Raw genomic sequence first — 15,387 nt, forward strand, 5'->3', positions numbered from 1 at the left:
CTCCACGACGACGGTGCTGTGATGCAGGTGGGCCGCCGTTCCGGGTGGGCGATACTGGGTTCGAACCAGTGACCTCTTCGGTGTGAACGAAGCGCTCTCCCACTGAGCTAATCGCCCGGGCGCTAGAAGAACATTACCCCATGTCAGCGGGTGCCCCCGCACCCGTGGCGGCGGATCACTGGTCCTTGATCTTCCAGGGCATCACGACGCCGAACTTCCACAGATAGACGCCGACCAGGACGCCGACGACCACCAGGCCGATCACCGTCAGCGTGATGTTGCGCCGCCGCACCTTGGGGTCGAGGGCCTTCTGGGCCGCCTCGGTGACCTTGCGCTTGGTCCAGCGCAGCACCAGCTGGGCCCAGACGAACTCGGTCGCCCAGATGGCCATGCCGGCGAAGATGACCACCCAGCCGGGCCCGGGCAGCGGCAGCATGATCACGCCCAGGGCCACCACCCCGAGGCCGATCACGAAGACCCCGACCTGCCAGCTCAGATGCAGCATGCGGCGCGCCTTGACGAATTCGGGCGCCCGGGAACCGAGCCCCTGCTCGTCCTGCTCCCCGTCCGTTCTCGCTCCGTCCGGCGCCACCGCGACCTCGCCCGGTTCGTCACTCCCCGTATTCATACGACCAAACCCTACCGGAGAGAAACCGGTCACCGTAATGGCCGTACCGCCCGAAGAGGTTCTCGGCCGGAAGAGTTACGTAAAGGCACGCAAAACACTCAGAGGGGTTTACAACGGCACCGTAGGTGGCATGTCGATTTCGCCGACGTGCGAATCCCCGAGCGCACACTGAGCGAAAGGCCCTGGCGCTTATGAACACCACGGTCAGCTGCGAGCTGCACCTGCGCCTCGTTGTGTCGAGCGAGTCCTCCCTGCCTGTCCCCGCAGGCCTGCGGTACGACACGGCCGACCCCTACGCCGTGCACGCGACCTTCCACACCGGAGCCGAGGAGACCGTCGAGTGGGTGTTCGCCCGCGACCTCCTCGCGGAAGGCCTCCACCGGCCCACCGGCACCGGCGACGTCCGAGTCTGGCCGTCGCGCAGCCACGGTCAGGGCGTCGTCTGCATCGCCCTGAGCTCTCCGGAGGGCGAGGCCCTGCTGGAGGCCCCGGCGCGGGCTCTGGAGTCCTTCCTGAAGCGGACGGACGCCGCCGTGCCTCCCGGCACGGAACACCGCCACTTCGACCTCGATCAGGAGCTCTCGCACATCCTGGCGGAAAGCTAGGGGCGGGGCGCCCACCAAGCCGCCCGGCGCCGTCGACTCGGGGAGACGGCTCGGGCCGGAACAACCGCATAGGGCAGACTCCGGCGCCGCCGCCGCGACTCGTTCGCGGGGCGGCGCCGGAGCGCGTCCGGCCGGGCCGCACCGGGCCGGTCCCGCACCCGCCGGAGCGATTACCATCGGCCAGCATCAGGCGGGCGTGCGCCCGACCCCCAGGCCAGGGAGCGAAACGTGCTGATCACCCACGACACCCGGTGCGCCCTCGACGCCGTGGTCGATCTGGTGAACACCGCACCGGAGGACGACGAGACACCGGACGGGCTGCCCGACGTCCCGGCTCTCACGGATTTCGTACGAAAGCACGAGATCAGCGACGTGGGGACGCTCTCGGAGTTCGACCTCTCGGCGGTGCGCAAGATCCGCGGCCGCTTCGCCTCGGTCTTCGCGGCGCCCGATCCCAGGACGGCCGCCGGACTGATCAACGAGCTGATCGCCGCCGCGGGCACCACGCCCCGGCTCACGGACCACGACGGCTACGACTGGCATGTGCACTACTTCGCCCCCGGCGCCTCCGTCGCCGATCACCTGGCGGCCGACTGCGGGATGGCGCTGGCGTTCTTCGTGGTGGCCGGCGAGCAGGAGCGGCTGCGGCGCTGCGAGGCTCCCGACTGCCGGCACGCGTTCGTGGATCTGTCCCGCAACCGCTCACGCCGGTACTGCGACAGCCGGACCTGCGGGAACCGTCTGCACGTGGCCGCGTACCGGGCCCGGCGCAAGGAGGCGGCCGGCTGACGGGCGTCCGGCCGGACGGCGGTGTGTCGACGTGGGCCCCGGCGGGTGGCGCCGGGGACCACGGGTACGGCTCAGAGCAGCAGCAGATCGTGCAGCGCAGCCATGAGCAGCAGACACCCGATCACCGCAAGGAAGATCATCAGCGGTGGCTGGGAAAGGGCGAAGAGGCATCCGCGCGGCTCGTCCTGCGGCGGCGCGGCATCGCTTGGTTCCGTGTCCAGCATCTCGCGGCGATGATGACGTACGGGACACACTCCGCGCGATCAACACGCCCGGAATGAGCGGTAGTTCGCCGAATTCCGCGATGTCCTTTTCGGGTTGTGATCGTTTTAGGGCACGGTGCTGATCCACTGTGTCGTTTCAGTCATCCTCATGCATGGGTCACACGACCTGCCGCTTCATCGGGCTGCCGCCGTGAGCCGCCGCTTCATATGCCGTGCTTCTTGAGGATGGCCTCGATGTCGCTGAAGTCGTCCGCGGAGTCGGTGCGCGCCGGGCTCGCCTGGCGCGTGGGGGCTCGCGTCCCCTGTCCCAGGGAGGGCGCCGAGGCCTGCGGGGCGACGGCCTCGCGCCGCTGCGCCGCCTTGGCCGCCCTGCGCTCCTTGCGGGTGCCGCCGCGGCGCCGCTCCACGGCGCGGGTGGAGGCGAACAGCAGCCAGGAGACGCCGAGTACGACGAAACCGGCCCAGGCGGTCATGCTGAAGGCGGTGTCGGCCACCCACTGCACGACACCGGTCATCACCAGGCCGATGGGCACGAGGGAGTAGGCGGCGATGCGGGCCGCGGCGAGGAAACGCTTGCGGTACGCCGTCACCACCGCGATGCCCAGGCCGGCCGCGGAGACGGCGGAACACACGGTCTCGGCAATCATCCGGTCCTCCAGGCGGGCTCGGTCGGGCAGGGCTGCTGCACTCGGCGCGCGGACTGCCGCGTCCCCTCCATCCTGCACCGCCCGAACCCCGGCGGGCCATGCCTTGAGCGGACATCAGGGGCATCTCCGGGTCGTCTCCTCCGCAAGTGCCGGTTCGCTCCCCGCCACCGCCCCCTCCGGCGCCACGCCACTGGCCGCTCCGGCACCGCGTCACGGACCGACCGGCCACCACGCCACAGGCCGGCCGGACACCCGTCGGCTGACCAGGCCCCGTCCCGCCACGGACCGGTCTGGCACTTCCCCCGCTGCCCGGTCCAGCGCCCCGCTGGCCGCTCGGGCGCCTCACTGGCCGGTCCGGCGCCCCACTGGCCGGTCCGGCGCCCCACTGGCCGGTCCGGCGCGCAGCCAGCCAGGTCCCCTTCCCCGCCAGCCACCTCCGGTGCTGCCCGCCAGCCGGGCCCGGCCCCTCCAGCGACCGATCCGACACTCACCCGCGGACGGGTCCGACATTCCCCTCAGCGACCGACCCGGAGCCCGTCGGCCAGTCCGGCACGCCGCCAGCCGCCTGCAGTGCCTGCCCGCCGACCGGGCCCCGTCCTCCCACGGGCGCCGATCCGGCACTCCCCCGCCAGTCAGGCCCAGTCCCCGGCAGCCGGGCCCGTCCCGCCACGGGTACCGATCCGGCACCCCCCGCCCGCCGATCCGGCACTCCCCGCCGGCCGGTCCGGCCAGCCGCCACCGGCCGGTCGGGACCTCGCCACCGATCGGTCGCGGACCCCGCCACCTGCCGATCGGAGACCTCGCCGCCCGCCGGTCCATGCCCCGCCGCCCGCCGGTCCAGTACCCCGTCCCCCGCCCGTACGAGATCCCGTCCCCCGCCGGTCCGGGAGCCCGCCCCGATCCAGTACCCCACCCCCGCCGGTCCGGGAGCCCGCCCCGATCCAGTACCCCACCCCCGCCCGTACGGAAGCCCACCCCCGCCCGGTCGGGAGCCCACCCCCGCCCGGTCGGCATCATGACCGCCGGGTCGGTGTTTCCGCTGGTTGGGTCGTGGTGCCGTGGGCTGGGAGACTGGGGTCTATGAACGACTCCTCCCCTGCACGTCCCGCCGCGCCCGTTCTCGACGTCTGGTGCGAACTCCAGTGCCCCGACTGCCGTAGCGCCCTGGACGACCTGCGCGCCCTGCGGGAACGCTACGGCGACCGGCTGGAGCTGCGGCTGCGGCACTTCCCGCTGGAGAAGCACAAGCACGCCTTCGCCGCCGCGCAGGCCGCCGAGGAGGCCCTGGAGCAGGGGCGCGGATGGGAGTACGTGGAGGCCGTGCTCGGCCGGGTGGAGGAACTGGACCGTAAGGGAGAACCCTTCCTGGTCGAGGTCGCCCGGGAACTCGGGCTGGACGCCGAGGAGTTCGACACCGCGCTGATCGACGGCCGGCACATCCTGATCGTCGACGCCGACCAGGCCGAGGGCAAGGCGATCGGCGTGACCGGCACGCCGACGTACGTCATCGACGGGGAGCGACTGGACGGCGGCAAGAGCCAGGAGGGGCTGCGGGAGCGGATCGAGGAGATCGCGGACCGGCTGCTGGCCGGGCAGCGGCCGGCCTAGAGCAGCGGCTTGTACAGGACGTACCGCGTCGTCTCGTAGCCGAGCGACTCGTAGAGCCGTTCGGCCGGGGTGTTGCCGGCGAACACGTTGAGGCCGAGGACGTGTTTGCCGGCGGCGATCGCCTGGGCCTCCGCGTGCAGCATGAGCGTCCGGCCGTGGCCGCGCCCGCGGTGCGCCTCGTCGGTCTCGACCTTGTACACGAAGGCACTGTCCTCCCGGAGGGCCACCCACAGCGTGCCCACCCGCGTTCCTTCGTGCTCGACCACGCTGAACAGCATGTTCCCGGTGTCCATGGCATGCGGCAGCAGGGTGTCGAGGTCCCTGCGGGACTTCGCGTGCGCCAGCTCCTCGGGCATGCCCCGCTCGATCCAGACGAGGGGGTACGTCCGCGACTCCTGCGCGTACCACTCCTCGTACTCCGCCTGGGTCATGGCCCGGCCCCGGCTGCCCGCCGGCAGCGCGGGCGGGGTGTCGCCCAGCCGTTTCTCCATGCCGCGGTTGCGCAGGACGTAGCCGAGCGCCCGGACGAGCCGCAGCGCCGCCTCCGCCCCGCCGGGAACGCCCACCTCGATCTGCCGGCACCCCCAGCCGCGCGCCACCTCCTCGGCGGCGAGCGCGGCCACCGTGCCGCGCCCCCTGCGGCGGTCCGGCTCGTCGATGCGCAGGTCGTGGATGCAGGCCACCGTCTCGCCGAACTGGGGCGAGGTGCCGAGGTGGACGGTGCCGACGGGCCGGCTGTTCACGCACACCCGGTAGTGACGCGACAGCGTCCCGTCGGCGGCGCGCTGGAGCGGCTCGGTCGGCCGCAGGGTCGTGGTCATCAGGGGTGTTCTACCCGCCGGAAGAGCCCGCGTCAGCAGGATTTTCCCGGCCCCACGGAGCCAGGTCGTTCCCTCACGGGTCCAGGTCGTTCTCGGCCCGCTCCTCGAAGACGCGCATCGCCTTCGCGGTCACCGGGCCCGGCGTCGCCGCCAGTTCGCGGTCGTCGACGCGGTGCACGGCCTGGATGTCGCGCAGGGTGGAGGTGAGGAAGACCTCGTCCGCCCGCTCCAGCACGTCCAGCGGCAGGTCGGTCTCCTTGGCGCCGGTCCACTCGATCGTCAACGCGCGCGTGATGCCCGCGAGGCAGCCGGAGGCGAGCGGCGGGGTGTGGATCTCGCCGTCGAGGACGACGAAGACGTTGGAGCCGGTGCCCTCGCAGAGTTGTCCGACCGTGTTGGCGAACAGGGCCTCGGAGGCGCCGTGTTGGTGGGCGCGGGCGAGCGCGACCACGTTCTCGGCGTACGAGGTCGTCTTCAGGCCGGTCAGTGCGCCCCGCTCGTTGCGCGTCCAGGGCACGGTGATCACGGCCGTGGTGTCGGGGCGGCGGGTGGTCTCGCCGAGGGCGACGACGAGGGTGGGGCCGTGCTCGCCGCGGTCCGAGCCCAGGGGGCCGTGGCCGCCGGTGTAGGTGATGCGCAGCCGGCCGAGCGGCATCGGGTTGGCCGCGAGGACGGCGGCGCAGGCGCGGCGGACCTCGTCGTGGTCGGGGTCGGGCAGGCCGAGGCCGCGCGCGGAGCGGGTCAGCCGGTCGAGGTGCCGGGTGAGCGCGAACGCGCGGCCGTCCGTCGCCTTGACCGTCTCGAAGATGCCGTCGCCGACCGTCAGCCCGTGGTCGAAGACGGAGACACGGGCGGACTCCATGTCCTGCAGCCCGCCGTCGAGCCAGATCTTCACGTGAGTACCTCTCCAGCCGCGTTGTCCTCGTACGTCCCCGACGCTACCGCGAGCAGCCGGGCCGCCTTCAGCTCGGTCTCCCGCCACTCCCCCTCGGGGTCCGAGCCCCAGGTGACGCCGGCACCGGTGCCGAAGCGCAGCACGCCGTCCGCGCGGTCGATCCAGAACGTACGGATGCCGACGGCCAGCTCGCCCACGCCCCGGTCGGCGTCGACCCATCCGATGCCCCCGCAGTACGGCCCGCGGGGCGCGGTCTCCAGGGCGTCGATGATCCGCAGGGCGCTCGACTTGGGGGCGCCGGTGACCGAGCCGGGCGGGAAGGCGGCGCCGAGCAGCGCGGGCCAGCCGGCGTCGGCGCGCAGCTCGCCCCGGACCGTCGACACGAGGTGGACGAGGCCCGGGTGCTTCTCCACGGCGCACAGGTCGGGGACGGTGACGGTGCCCGTGGCGCAGACCCGGCCGATGTCGTTGCGCACCAGGTCGACGATCATCACGTTCTCGGCGTGGTCCTTCTCCAGGAGGTCCGCCTCGGTGCGCCCGGTGCCCTTGATCGGCCCCGACTCGACGACCCGCCCGTCCCGGCGCAGGAACAGCTCCGGGGAGGCGGTGGCGATCTCCACGCCGTGCGCGGGCAGCCGGATCGTTCCTGCATACGGCGCCGGGTTGCCGCGGGCCAGCAGGGCGGTCAGGGCGTCCACGTCGGCGTCGGGCGCGACGGGCGCCGACAGGACACGGCAGAGGTTGGCCTGGTAGACCTCGCCGGCCGCGATGTGCTCCCGGATCCGGCGTACGCCCGCGGTGTACGCGGCGTGGTCGAGGGACGACGTCCAGTCCCCGGCCGCGGGCCCCCGCCACGCCCCCGGCACCGGAGCGGGCACCGGCTCCTGGCGTACGTCGGCGAAGCGCGCGCAGGTCAGGCGGCCCTCGAAGTCGGCGCACACGGCCCAGAAACCGGCCGAGTCCAGGGCCGCGGGATCGCTGGTGACGTCGAGGAGCCCGGTGGCGGCGCGGTCGCCGAAGCGGGCGAGAGGAGGGAGGTCGAGCACGTCGTCGAGTCTATGGCGGGTGTCGTCCGGGTGGCCCGGCCGTGTCCCCGCGGAGGCCCTGGCCACGCGCGTGCGCGGGTGCAACGCAGCACGCTGCACAAACGCGTTTTTGTACTGGCCCCGGAATCCGCTAGAGTTCAACACGTCGCCGGGACGCGTGAGCGGACCGAAACGACAGGCGGACGTAGCTCAGTTGGTAGAGCGCAACCTTGCCAAGGTTGAGGTCGCGAGTTCGAGCCTCGTCGTCCGCTCGAAGGAACAAGGGGATCATCCCGACCCCCTGCGCTCCTGGTGGAGTGGCCGAGAGGCGAGGCAACGGCCTGCAAAGCCGTCTACACGGGTTCAAATCCCGTCTCCACCTCCAAGGACGATTAGCTCAGCGGGAGAGCGCTTCCCTGACACGGAAGAGGTCACTGGTTCAATCCCAGTATCGTCCACTGGATCTTCGGATCCGTTCTGGATCTTCGGATCCCTCGCGCGATTAGCTCAGCGGGAGAGCGCTTCCCTGACACGGAAGAGGTCACTGGTTCAATCCCAGTATCGCGCACGCGTCACCTGTGGTACCCGAGGACGATTAGCTCAGCGGGAGAGCGCTTCCCTGACACGGAAGAGGTCACTGGTTCAATCCCAGTATCGTCCACACACCGAAGCCCCCGGCCCTGCGGCCGGGGGCTTCTCCGTGGTTCCGGTCAGCTGGAGAAGAGCATGTGACCGAAGCTCTTGTGGCGGTGGTGACCGCCGTGGTGGCCGCCGCCGTAGTGACCGCCGTGGCCGCCGCCGTGCGGGGCGCCCCAGGCGGGGGCGGGCGGGGCCGGATACGCCTGCGGGGCGGGCGGGGGCGGCGGTCCGGGCTGGGACCACTGGGCCTCCAGGCGGGTCAGGGCCTCGAGCTCACCGTAGTCGAGAAAGATCCCGCGGCAGCCGCTGCACTGCTCGATCTGGACGCCGTTGCGGTTGTACGTGTGCATCGGCGCGTGGCACTTCGGACACTGCATGGTCGGCTCAACTCCTCGCCGGTCGGTCCTGCTTCGTGTTTCGCCAGGACAGACTCCGTCTGGCTGCGGTCGGTTGCACCCTACTGGTCGTGGGGCGGGGTCAACTCCGGCGGGACGGAAACCATTCGGGCACATGCGTCGATCAGGGACACCTCGACCTCGTCCAGGGGACGGTCCTCGGTGACGGCCTTGGTGATCGCGCGGGCGGCGGTCTGCACGGTGAGGGCGCGGGCCGGGACATCCAGGGCGGGCCAGGGGTCGCCGTCGGCGGGCACGGCGGGGCCGCCGGCCGCGCGGTAGGCGGCGAGGAAACGGGACCACTCGTCGGGCGGGAGCAGACCGCAGGCGTACCAGGCCGCCGGGCGTGCGAGGTCCCAGGCGGGGACGCCGACGCCGAGGTCGTCAACGTCGATGAGCAGCCAGGGCCCGCCGACGGCGGGGTACCGGACGAGCTGCCCGAGGTGGAAGTCGCCGTGGCAGAGGGTGGCCACCCCCGTCATGGGCGCCTCACCACGGGCCCAGGCAGGGAGGGTGGCCCAGGCACCGAGGACGGGGACGGTGGCGGGGTGGGAGCGAGCGGTCTCGGTGGCGGTGAGCCGGGCGACGGCAGCGGCGGCCTTGGCGGGCCCGCGCATGGGGGGTGGGGCTACGGGTGCAGACCGGTTGGGTCCTTCACCGAGGGTGCGCCGGGCGGGCTCGGCGGGGTTGGGGAGGGCAGACGCGGGGGCCGGGGCGGACGAGGGCGGCTGGGCTGGGGTGCGTGGTGCTGAGGCTGAGGTGGGTGCTGAGGCCTCGGTGAGTGCTGAGGCTTGCGTGAGTGCTGAGGCTTGCGTGAGTGCGGCTGGGGAGCGTTCTGAGGCTGGGGAGGGTGCTGGGGCCGGGGCGGGTGCTGGGGCCGGGGCGGGCGCTGGGGCAGGCGCCTGAGCCGGAGCCGACCTGGGAACCGGGGCCGACCTGGGAACCGGGGCCGACCCGGGAGCCGAAGCGGGCGTCGGGGTCGGGGCGGGCGCTGGAGCCGAGGCCGAGCCGGGAGCCGAAGCGGGCGTCGGGGCCGGGGGGCGGGTGGGCAGAGAGGTGTCGGGGCTTCGCAGGTGGGGCGGGGACGGCGGGGCGAGAGGCGGCAGCGGCGCGGTCGGGACGGGCGTGCTGTGGAGTCGGGCCAGCAGGGTGGCGGCGGCTTCCCACGGGGCCGCGTCCGGGTTCTGCGGGTCCACGGGGGTGCCGTAGGGCCAGAAGGTGACGAGGCGGTCGTGCAGGGCTGCGGGGGTGGGGGTGAGTGGGGGCAGGCAGATGCCGGGGAGGTGGGTCGCGAGGGTGAGGCGGGGGGCGAGGTCGGTGAGGGGGGTGTGCGGGGCGTGGGCCTTGGCGACCGTGTCGGCGTGGCGGACAACCGTGGCGTCCGGGCGGTCGGCGAGGGTGGTCGCTCCGCAGGGGCAGGTTGCGGTGCGGGCGTGTGCCGTGGCCCTGGCCCGGGCGGTGAGCTCGGTGAGCAGCGGGGTCGGGGTCACGGGGCTCCCTGGAGGCGGACAGGTCTGGGGGCGAGGGTACGGGGAGGTGGGCCGCCGGGTCACCAGCCGGCCGACGTGCGCGCGGGCACGGCGCGTCCCACTCCGGCCGCCGCAGCCGCCGCAGTCGGCACCGCTCGGATTCCCGCGCCCCAGCTGACAGCATCCCGACTCCCACGCCCCAGCTAGCACCGTCCCAGCCGGTAGCGTTCTGGCTCCCGCCATCCCACCGGCACCGCCCTGCCGATACCGCCCAGAGTCCCACTGCCTCAGCCGACACCGCCCCGGCCAATGGTCGCGTCCTGCGACGTGGTGTAGGGGTGCGGAGTTCGCGACTCCGCAGCTCAGTGGGGCGGTGTAGCCGGCGCTTAGGCCACGGCGCTGAACGGAGCCGCACGGTCCGGATGGCTACACCACTCGGCAGGGCACAACTCGGCCGCCGCTAAGAGCCGCCCCGGCCCTGCCGCCCGCCGCCATGAACCGCCCCAGCCCGACACCGCCCAGCCCATGCCGTCCCGCCGCGATGCCGTCTCCGGCGCCTGGCCCCCCGCAGGCACGGCAATGCCGGCGCAGCTCCCCAGCTGCGCCGGCATTTTGTGCCGTCCGCCGCACCCCCGTCCCCACGGGGTTTCATGGGTGGATGTCCCCGCCCGGACCGCTCTTCCGGGCCTGGGGTCGCCGCTCAGCGCCCCAGCATCACGCCCACGGACGACGCCTGTGTGGCCACTGTCTCCCAGCCGTCGAAGACGAGCAGGAGCAGTGCCGCCAGGGGAAGGGCCATCAGCGTCGCCACCAGGGGGTGGCGACGGCCCGTCCGGCGCGGTGGCGCGAAGCGCTCTCGCGTGCGGACCAGCGTCCGCGGTGCCGTGTGGGCCATGGTCCCTCTCCCGACCGTTCTCCGTTGTCGTTGGCAGCGGCGGGTGTCTGACCTCGGGGGACGAGTGCTGCACCCGCCGCTTGACCTCAAATCTAGGCTTCCGGCGCATCCCGCACGTCATGCCCTCGTACCGATTGCCGGGCCTCCCCGAGGATGAGCCGCACGGTGAGGAGTACTCCCCTGGGTGGAGACGGGGACCTAGGTCTCAGGGTCTTCCCGGAGGGGGCGCCCGGTCTGTCCGGGCTTTTCCGAGCTGTCCTCCCGTGGCACCGGCTGCTCGACCAGCGCCAGGACCCGGTTGGCCATGAAGCGGGCCGTGCGGACCACCGAGCCGTTACGGGTGACTTCGCTCACTTCCACGACACCTCGGCGTACCGCCGTCTCCACCCGCCGGCCCGCCCTGCTCGCCACCACCTCGTAGGTGCGGGTCGTGTCCCCCGCGTCCACCACTATCTCCACTCGATCACCCTTCACGGGTTCAATCCCCCTTCTGTGATGGGTGGTTGGCAGCACGGAGCCGACAACAGCCGCCCGCCCGCACGCTCCCTGACCACCTCTCAAGTCTCCCACCCGGCACTGACAATCGATCTGGGCGTAAGGGCGCGGCCTCTGCGCGCGGGCGGCCGTGGAAACGTAAGCTGTGCCACGTCACACGGACCGGGCAGCGGGGATGAACATGGCGATGATGCGCCTGAGGCGCGAGGACCCGCGCGTCGTCGGCTCGTTCCGGCTGCACAGACGGCTCGGCGCGGGCGGGATGGGCGTGGTGTACCTGGGCTCCGACAAGAAGGGGCAGCGGGTCGCACTGAAGGTCATCAGGCCGGACCTGGCGGAGGATCAGGAGTTCCGGTCGCGGTTCGCGCGCGAGGTGTCCGCCGCGCGACGGATCCGGGGCGGGTGCACGGCACGGCTCGTCGCCGCCGATCTCGACGCCGACCGGCCGTGGTTCGCCACCCAGTACGTGCCCGGCCCCTCCCTGCACGACAAGGTCGCCGACGAGGGTCCGCTCGGCGCCGCCGAGGCCGCCTCCATCGGGGCCGCCCTGTCGGAGGGGCTCGTCGCCGTGCACGAGGCCGGTGTCGTGCACCGGGATCTCAAGCCGTCCAACATCCTGCTGTCTCCCAAGGGACCGCGGATCATCGACTTCGGCATCGCCTGGGCGACGGGGGCGTCCACGCTGACGCACGTCGGCACGGCCGTCGGCTCGCCGGGTTTCCTCGCGCCCGAGCAGGTGCGCGGGGCCGCGGTGACGCCCGCCACGGACGTGTTCTCCCTCGGCGCGACCCTCGCGTACGCCTCCATGGGCGACTCGCCCTTCGGGCACGGCAGTTCCGAGGTCATGCTGTACCGGGTGGTGCACGAGGAACCGCAGCTGCACGGCGTACCGGACGCCTTGGCTCCGCTGGTGCGGGCCTGTCTGGCCAAGGACCCGGAGGAGCGGCCCAGCACGCTCCAGCTCTCGCTGCGGCTGAAGGAGATCGCCGCCCGTGAGGCGCAGGGGCTCGCGGATGTGCGGCCGCCGGCCCCGCGCGCCGGCGAGGCGGACCGGCCCACGGGACGGCTCGCCGACACCTATCCGGAACGCACGCGCGAGCAGCGGCGCCCGCAGGGGACCCCTCCCCCGCGCGGTACGGCACGGGGCGGCGGCACCCCGCGCGTCGGCAACCCGTCGTCGTATCCGCAAAGCGGCGGCGCTTCGCGGGGCGGCGGCTCCGGCTCGTACCCGCAAAGCGGCAGCGCTTCACGCGGTGGCGGCTCGGGCTCGTATCCACAGGGCGGCGGCGCTTCGCGGGGCGGCGGCAACCCGTCGTCGTACCCGCAAAGCGGCAGCGCCTCACGCGGTGGCGGCTCCGGCTCGTATCCGCAGAACGGCAGCGGTTCGCGGGGCGGTACGGCGGCCTCGGCGCGGGCCGGTGGGTCGCCTGCGCGCGCTCAGCGCAACGCTCCCCGCAACGGCGGCGGGAGCCGGCCCGCGTCGCGTGGGGGCAGCGGGCGGCCGGGGCCGCGGACCACGGGGGCGGGGCGGCGGCCGGCGAATCCGCGGCTGCTGCGGCAGCGGCTGTTCGTGTTCGTCGTCGTGACGCTGCTCGTGGCGCTCGGCATCGCCGCGGCGCAGGGCTGCCAGGGGCCGCCGCGCGGGCTGGGGGGCGGCCGTGGCGTCGTGCAGAAGCAGCCGCAGCACGCCTCCGCCTCCGTGGTGCCGGGGCCGCTGAGCTAGCCGAGGCCGGGCAGGACGCGTTCGAAGAACTCGCGGTCGCCGTCGAAGACGGGGGTCAGGGCCAGGAACTCCGCCGGTGTCACCCAGCGGGCCTCGGCGACCTCGGCGGGGTCGGGGATCACCTCGCCGGTGGGCGCGTCCGCCGTCCACCAGTGGAGGCGGAAGCGGGCGTCGTCGGTCTGCGACTCCCAGACCTTGGCGCCGGGGGTGACGGTGAGGCCGACCTCCTCGTGGACCTCCCGGACCAGGGCCTCCTCCTGCGTCTCGCCGGGTTCGATCTTGCCGCTGAGGGGCTGCCAGTAGCCGGGGCGGGCGACGCCGGGGCCGCGCCGGATGGCGAGGACGCGGTCGCCGCGGCGCAGGACCGCGACGATCGCCTCACGCTGCCCGGCCGGGGTCGTCATCCCTGCGGGCGGCCGGTGGCCACCGCGTAGAAGGCGACCGCGGCCGCCGCGCCGACGTTGAGGGAGTCGACGCCGTGGGACATGGGGATGCGGACCCATTCGTCGGCGGCGACCAGGGCCTGGGTGGACAGTCCGTCGCCCTCGGCGCCGAGCATCAGGGCCACGCGGTCCATCGTGTGCGGGGCGGCCTCGTCGAGGGGTCTGGCCTTCTCGTCCGGGGTGAGGGCGAGGAGCGTGAAGCCCGCCTCGCGGACGGACTCCAGCCCCTTGGGCCAGGTGTCGAGGCGGGCGTACGGGACGGAGAAGACCGCGCCCATCGAGACCTTGACGCTGCGGCGGTAGAGCGGGTCGGCGCAGTCCGGGGAGAGCAGGACCGCGTCCATGCCGAGGGCGGCGGCGGAGCGGAAGATCGCGCCGATGTTGGTGTGGTCGTTGACCGACTCCATGACGACGACCCGGCGGGCAGTCTGCAGCAGGTCGGCCGCCGTCGGCAGCGGTTTGCGCTGCATGGAGGCGAGCGCGCCGCGGTGCACGTGGTAGCCGGTGACCTGTTCGGCGAGCTCCGGGCTGACGGCGTAGACCGGCGCGGGGAGCTCGTCGATGACGTCGCGCATGACGTCGACCCACTTGGCGGACAGCAGCATCGAGCGCATCTCGTACCCGGCGTCCTTGGCCCGCCGGATGACCTTCTCGCCCTCCGCGATGAACAGGCCCTCGGCCGGTTCGCGTTTGCGGCGCAGCTCGACGTCGGTCAGGCCTGTGTAGTCGCGCAGGCGCGGGTCGTCGGGATCCTCGACGGTGATGAGATCGGCCACAGGGTGATACTGCCTTGTCCGGGGAGCGGTGCCAACGGCTGGGAGCGGGTTGGGTTACCCGGGGTTACGCCGGTGTCTCCGGGCCGACGTTCACGACCTCGCCGACGACGATCACCGCCGGCGCCCTGACCTCCCGCGCGACGACCGTCTCGGCGACCGTGGCGAGGGTCGCGTCGACCCGGCGCTGGGCGGCCGTGGTGCCCTCCTGGACCAGCGCGACCGGGGTGTCGGGCGACTTGCCGTGCGCGACGAGCGTCTCGGCGATCTTCCCGATCTTGTCGACGCCCATGAGGATCACCAGGGTGCCGGTCAGCTTGGCCAGCGAGGCCCAGTCGACCAGGGAGCGCTCGTCGTCGGGGGCGACATGGCCGCTGACCACCGTGAACTCGTGGGCGACGCCCCGGTGGGTGACCGGGATGCCGGCTGCGCCCGGCACGGAGATCGAGCTGGAGATGCCCGGGACGACGGTGCAGGGGATGCCGGCCTCGGCGAGCGCGTGCAGTTCCTCCATGCCCCGGCCGAAGACGTAGGGGTCGCCGCCCTTGAGCCGTACGACCGACTTGCCCTGCTTGGCGTGCTCGATCAGGGCGTTGTTGATGGCCTCCTGGGCCATGAAACGGCCGTAGGGGATCTTCGCCGCGTCGATCACCTCGACGTGCGGCGGCAGTTCGGCGAGCAGGTCGCGCGGGCCGAGGCGGTCGGCGATGACGACGTCGGCCTCGGCGAGCAGGCGGCGGCCGCGCACGGTGATCAGGTCCGGGTCGCCGGGGCCGCCGCCGACGAGGGCGACGCCGGGGGCGCGGGTGCGGTGGTGCGGGGCGACGAGGGTGCCGTCGCGCAGGCCCTCGACCACCGCGTCCCGGATGGCGGCGGTGTGCCGGGGGTCGCGGCCGCGCGCGTCCGTGGTGAGGACGGCGACGGTCACGCCCTCGCTGTGGCCGGTGGCCGGGGTCCAGGCGGTGGCCGCGTCGGCGTCGTCGGAGCGCACGCACCACACCCGGTGGCGCTCCGCCTCGGCGGAGGCGGCGGCGTTGGCCTCGGGGTCGCTGGTGGCGATCAGGGCGTACCAGGCGTCGGCCAGGTCGCCGTCGGCGTACGGCCGCCGCTGCCAGGCGATCTCGCCCGCGTCGGCCATGGCCTCCACGGAGGGGGTGGCCTCGGGCGAGACGAGCAGGACGTCCGCGCCCGCCGCGATCAGGGCCGGCAGCCGGCGCTGGGCGACCTGGCCGCCGCCGAGGACGACCACTTTGCGTCCGGTGAGGCGGAGGCCTACGGGGTAGGCGGGGTGTTCGGCCATGAGGTGCGGCTCC

General features: G+C 73.2%; 17 protein-coding genes and 6 tRNA genes. 9 read left to right on the forward strand and 14 right to left on the reverse strand.

Features of this window, described 5'->3' with window-relative positions; translation table 11 throughout:
* Positions 1 to 45 precede the first annotated feature (45 nt).
* Positions 46 to 117, reverse strand: a tRNA-Val gene (locus tag ACYF6T_RS25025).
* 58 nt (positions 118 to 175) lie between these two features.
* Positions 176 to 628: a TIGR02611 family protein gene (locus ACYF6T_RS25030; protein WP_461699117.1), complete on the reverse strand. Its 453-nt coding sequence runs from the start codon at positions 626 to 628 to the stop codon at positions 176 to 178.
* Positions 629 to 819: 191 nt separating this feature from the next.
* On the opposite strand from ACYF6T_RS25030, the gene ACYF6T_RS25035 reads away from it, so the two are divergent.
* Positions 820 to 1,233: an SsgA family sporulation/cell division regulator gene (locus tag ACYF6T_RS25035; RefSeq protein ID WP_004002642.1), complete on the forward strand. Its 414-nt coding sequence runs from the start codon at positions 820 to 822 to the stop codon at positions 1,231 to 1,233.
* 228 nt (positions 1,234 to 1,461) lie between these two features.
* Complete coding sequence (locus ACYF6T_RS25040; RefSeq protein ID WP_461699123.1) at positions 1,462 to 2,022, forward strand: CGNR zinc finger domain-containing protein; 561 nt, start codon at positions 1,462 to 1,464, stop codon at positions 2,020 to 2,022.
* A gap of 71 nt (positions 2,023 to 2,093) precedes the next feature.
* On the opposite strand, the gene ACYF6T_RS25045 is transcribed toward ACYF6T_RS25040, so the two are convergent.
* Together ACYF6T_RS25045 and ACYF6T_RS25050 are read right to left on the reverse strand one after the other, a co-directional pair.
* Entirely contained in the window at positions 2,094 to 2,246 is a 153-nt protein-coding gene (locus tag ACYF6T_RS25045) for a hypothetical protein (RefSeq protein ID WP_461699124.1), read from the reverse strand.
* A gap of 203 nt (positions 2,247 to 2,449) precedes the next feature.
* On the reverse strand, positions 2,450 to 2,893 hold the full coding sequence (locus ACYF6T_RS25050; protein ID WP_461699125.1) for a hypothetical protein: 444 nt from the start codon (positions 2,891 to 2,893) through the stop codon (positions 2,450 to 2,452).
* A gap of 1,080 nt (positions 2,894 to 3,973) precedes the next feature.
* Here ACYF6T_RS25050 and ACYF6T_RS25055 point away from each other — a divergent pair.
* Positions 3,974 to 4,501: a DsbA family protein gene (locus ACYF6T_RS25055; RefSeq protein ID WP_461699126.1), complete on the forward strand. Its 528-nt coding sequence runs from the start codon at positions 3,974 to 3,976 to the stop codon at positions 4,499 to 4,501.
* Here ACYF6T_RS25055 and ACYF6T_RS25060 read toward each other — a convergent pair.
* From ACYF6T_RS25060 to ACYF6T_RS25070, 3 genes are all read right to left on the reverse strand, one after another.
* Complete coding sequence (locus ACYF6T_RS25060) at positions 4,498 to 5,322, reverse strand: GNAT family N-acetyltransferase (protein WP_461699127.1); 825 nt, start codon at positions 5,320 to 5,322, stop codon at positions 4,498 to 4,500. The genes ACYF6T_RS25055 and ACYF6T_RS25060 overlap by 4 nt on opposite strands.
* A 73-nt stretch (positions 5,323 to 5,395) precedes the next feature.
* Positions 5,396 to 6,217 carry an aminotransferase class IV gene (locus ACYF6T_RS25065; RefSeq protein WP_461699128.1) on the reverse strand — a complete coding sequence of 274 codons (822 nt, stop codon included), beginning with the start codon at positions 6,215 to 6,217 and terminating at the stop codon, positions 5,396 to 5,398.
* Complete coding sequence (locus ACYF6T_RS25070; RefSeq protein WP_461699130.1) at positions 6,214 to 7,263, reverse strand: chorismate-binding protein; 1,050 nt, start codon at positions 7,261 to 7,263, stop codon at positions 6,214 to 6,216. Before ACYF6T_RS25070 ends, ACYF6T_RS25065 begins: the two co-directional genes overlap by 4 nt.
* 178 nt (positions 7,264 to 7,441) lie before the next feature.
* Here ACYF6T_RS25070 and ACYF6T_RS25075 point away from each other — a divergent pair.
* The 5 genes from ACYF6T_RS25075 (at position 7,442) to ACYF6T_RS25095 (ending at position 7,903) form a co-directional block, all read left to right on the forward strand.
* Positions 7,442 to 7,514 (forward strand) — tRNA-Gly (locus tag ACYF6T_RS25075).
* A 39-nt stretch (positions 7,515 to 7,553) separates the two neighbouring features.
* Positions 7,554 to 7,627 (forward strand) — tRNA-Cys (locus ACYF6T_RS25080).
* A 1-nt stretch (position 7,628) separates the two neighbouring features.
* Positions 7,629 to 7,700: transfer RNA gene (locus tag ACYF6T_RS25085), tRNA-Val, on the forward strand.
* A gap of 38 nt (positions 7,701 to 7,738) precedes the next feature.
* A tRNA-Val gene (locus tag ACYF6T_RS25090) sits at positions 7,739 to 7,810 on the forward strand.
* A gap of 21 nt (positions 7,811 to 7,831) precedes the next feature.
* A tRNA-Val gene (locus ACYF6T_RS25095) sits at positions 7,832 to 7,903 on the forward strand.
* Between the two features lie 49 nt (positions 7,904 to 7,952).
* On the opposite strand, the gene ACYF6T_RS25100 is transcribed toward ACYF6T_RS25095, so the two are convergent.
* From ACYF6T_RS25100 to ACYF6T_RS25115, 4 genes are all read right to left on the reverse strand, one after another.
* Entirely contained in the window at positions 7,953 to 8,258 is a 306-nt protein-coding gene (locus ACYF6T_RS25100) for a TFIIB-type zinc ribbon-containing protein (protein ID WP_461699131.1), read from the reverse strand.
* 80 nt (positions 8,259 to 8,338) lie between these two features.
* Complete coding sequence (locus ACYF6T_RS25105) at positions 8,339 to 9,328, reverse strand: phosphotransferase (RefSeq protein ID WP_461699290.1); 990 nt, start codon at positions 9,326 to 9,328, stop codon at positions 8,339 to 8,341.
* 1,117 nt (positions 9,329 to 10,445) lie between these two features.
* On the reverse strand, positions 10,446 to 10,640 hold the full coding sequence (locus ACYF6T_RS25110; protein ID WP_461699133.1) for a hypothetical protein: 195 nt from the start codon (positions 10,638 to 10,640) through the stop codon (positions 10,446 to 10,448).
* A gap of 198 nt (positions 10,641 to 10,838) precedes the next feature.
* Positions 10,839 to 11,114 (reverse strand): hypothetical protein, encoded by a 276-nt coding sequence (locus tag ACYF6T_RS25115; RefSeq protein WP_461699134.1) that lies wholly within the window; start codon positions 11,112 to 11,114, stop codon positions 10,839 to 10,841.
* 196 nt (positions 11,115 to 11,310) lie between these two features.
* Between ACYF6T_RS25115 and ACYF6T_RS25120 the strand changes: the two genes are divergently transcribed.
* A complete protein-coding gene (locus tag ACYF6T_RS25120) occupies positions 11,311 to 12,858 on the forward strand; it encodes a serine/threonine-protein kinase (protein ID WP_461699291.1) in 1,548 nt (515 codons plus the stop codon).
* Here the strand turns inward: ACYF6T_RS25120 and ACYF6T_RS25125 are convergent.
* The 3 genes from ACYF6T_RS25125 to cobA form a co-directional block, all read right to left on the reverse strand.
* Complete coding sequence (locus ACYF6T_RS25125) at positions 12,855 to 13,262, reverse strand: NUDIX domain-containing protein (protein WP_461699135.1); 408 nt, start codon at positions 13,260 to 13,262, stop codon at positions 12,855 to 12,857. The two genes, ACYF6T_RS25120 and ACYF6T_RS25125, sit on opposite strands and share 4 nt — an antisense overlap.
* Entirely contained in the window at positions 13,259 to 14,077 is an 819-nt protein-coding gene (locus ACYF6T_RS25130; RefSeq protein WP_461699137.1) for a TrmH family RNA methyltransferase, read from the reverse strand. The genes ACYF6T_RS25125 and ACYF6T_RS25130 overlap by 4 nt, the downstream gene beginning before the upstream one ends.
* Positions 14,078 to 14,141: 64 nt before the next feature.
* A complete protein-coding gene (cobA, locus tag ACYF6T_RS25135) occupies positions 14,142 to 15,374 on the reverse strand; it encodes a uroporphyrinogen-III C-methyltransferase (RefSeq protein WP_461699138.1) in 1,233 nt (410 codons plus the stop codon).
* Positions 15,375 to 15,387 lie beyond the last annotated feature (13 nt).

The sequence above is a fragment of the Streptomyces sp. 7R007 genome (assembly GCF_054850255.1).

Coding starts and splice junctions, on each gene's coding strand:
- ACYF6T_RS25055 (WP_461699126.1), top strand. CDS start 3,974: ATGAACGACTCCTCCCCTGCACGTCCCGCCGCGCCCGTTCTCGACGTC.
- ACYF6T_RS25035 (WP_004002642.1), top strand. CDS start 820: ATGAACACCACGGTCAGCTGCGAGCTGCACCTGCGCCTCGTTGTGTCG.
- ACYF6T_RS25030 (WP_461699117.1), bottom strand. CDS start 628: ATGAATACGGGGAGTGACGAACCGGGCGAGGTCGCGGTGGCGCCGGAC.
- cobA (WP_461699138.1), bottom strand. CDS start 15,374: ATGGCCGAACACCCCGCCTACCCCGTAGGCCTCCGCCTCACCGGACGC.
- ACYF6T_RS25050 (WP_461699125.1), bottom strand. CDS start 2,893: ATGATTGCCGAGACCGTGTGTTCCGCCGTCTCCGCGGCCGGCCTGGGC.
- ACYF6T_RS25110 (WP_461699133.1), bottom strand. CDS start 10,640: ATGGCCCACACGGCACCGCGGACGCTGGTCCGCACGCGAGAGCGCTTC.
- ACYF6T_RS25045 (WP_461699124.1), bottom strand. CDS start 2,246: ATGCTGGACACGGAACCAAGCGATGCCGCGCCGCCGCAGGACGAGCCG.
- ACYF6T_RS25125 (WP_461699135.1), bottom strand. CDS start 13,262: ATGACGACCCCGGCCGGGCAGCGTGAGGCGATCGTCGCGGTCCTGCGC.
- ACYF6T_RS25100 (WP_461699131.1), bottom strand. CDS start 8,258: ATGCAGTGTCCGAAGTGCCACGCGCCGATGCACACGTACAACCGCAAC.
- ACYF6T_RS25060 (WP_461699127.1), bottom strand. CDS start 5,322: ATGACCACGACCCTGCGGCCGACCGAGCCGCTCCAGCGCGCCGCCGAC.
- ACYF6T_RS25120 (WP_461699291.1), top strand. CDS start 11,311: ATGAACATGGCGATGATGCGCCTGAGGCGCGAGGACCCGCGCGTCGTC.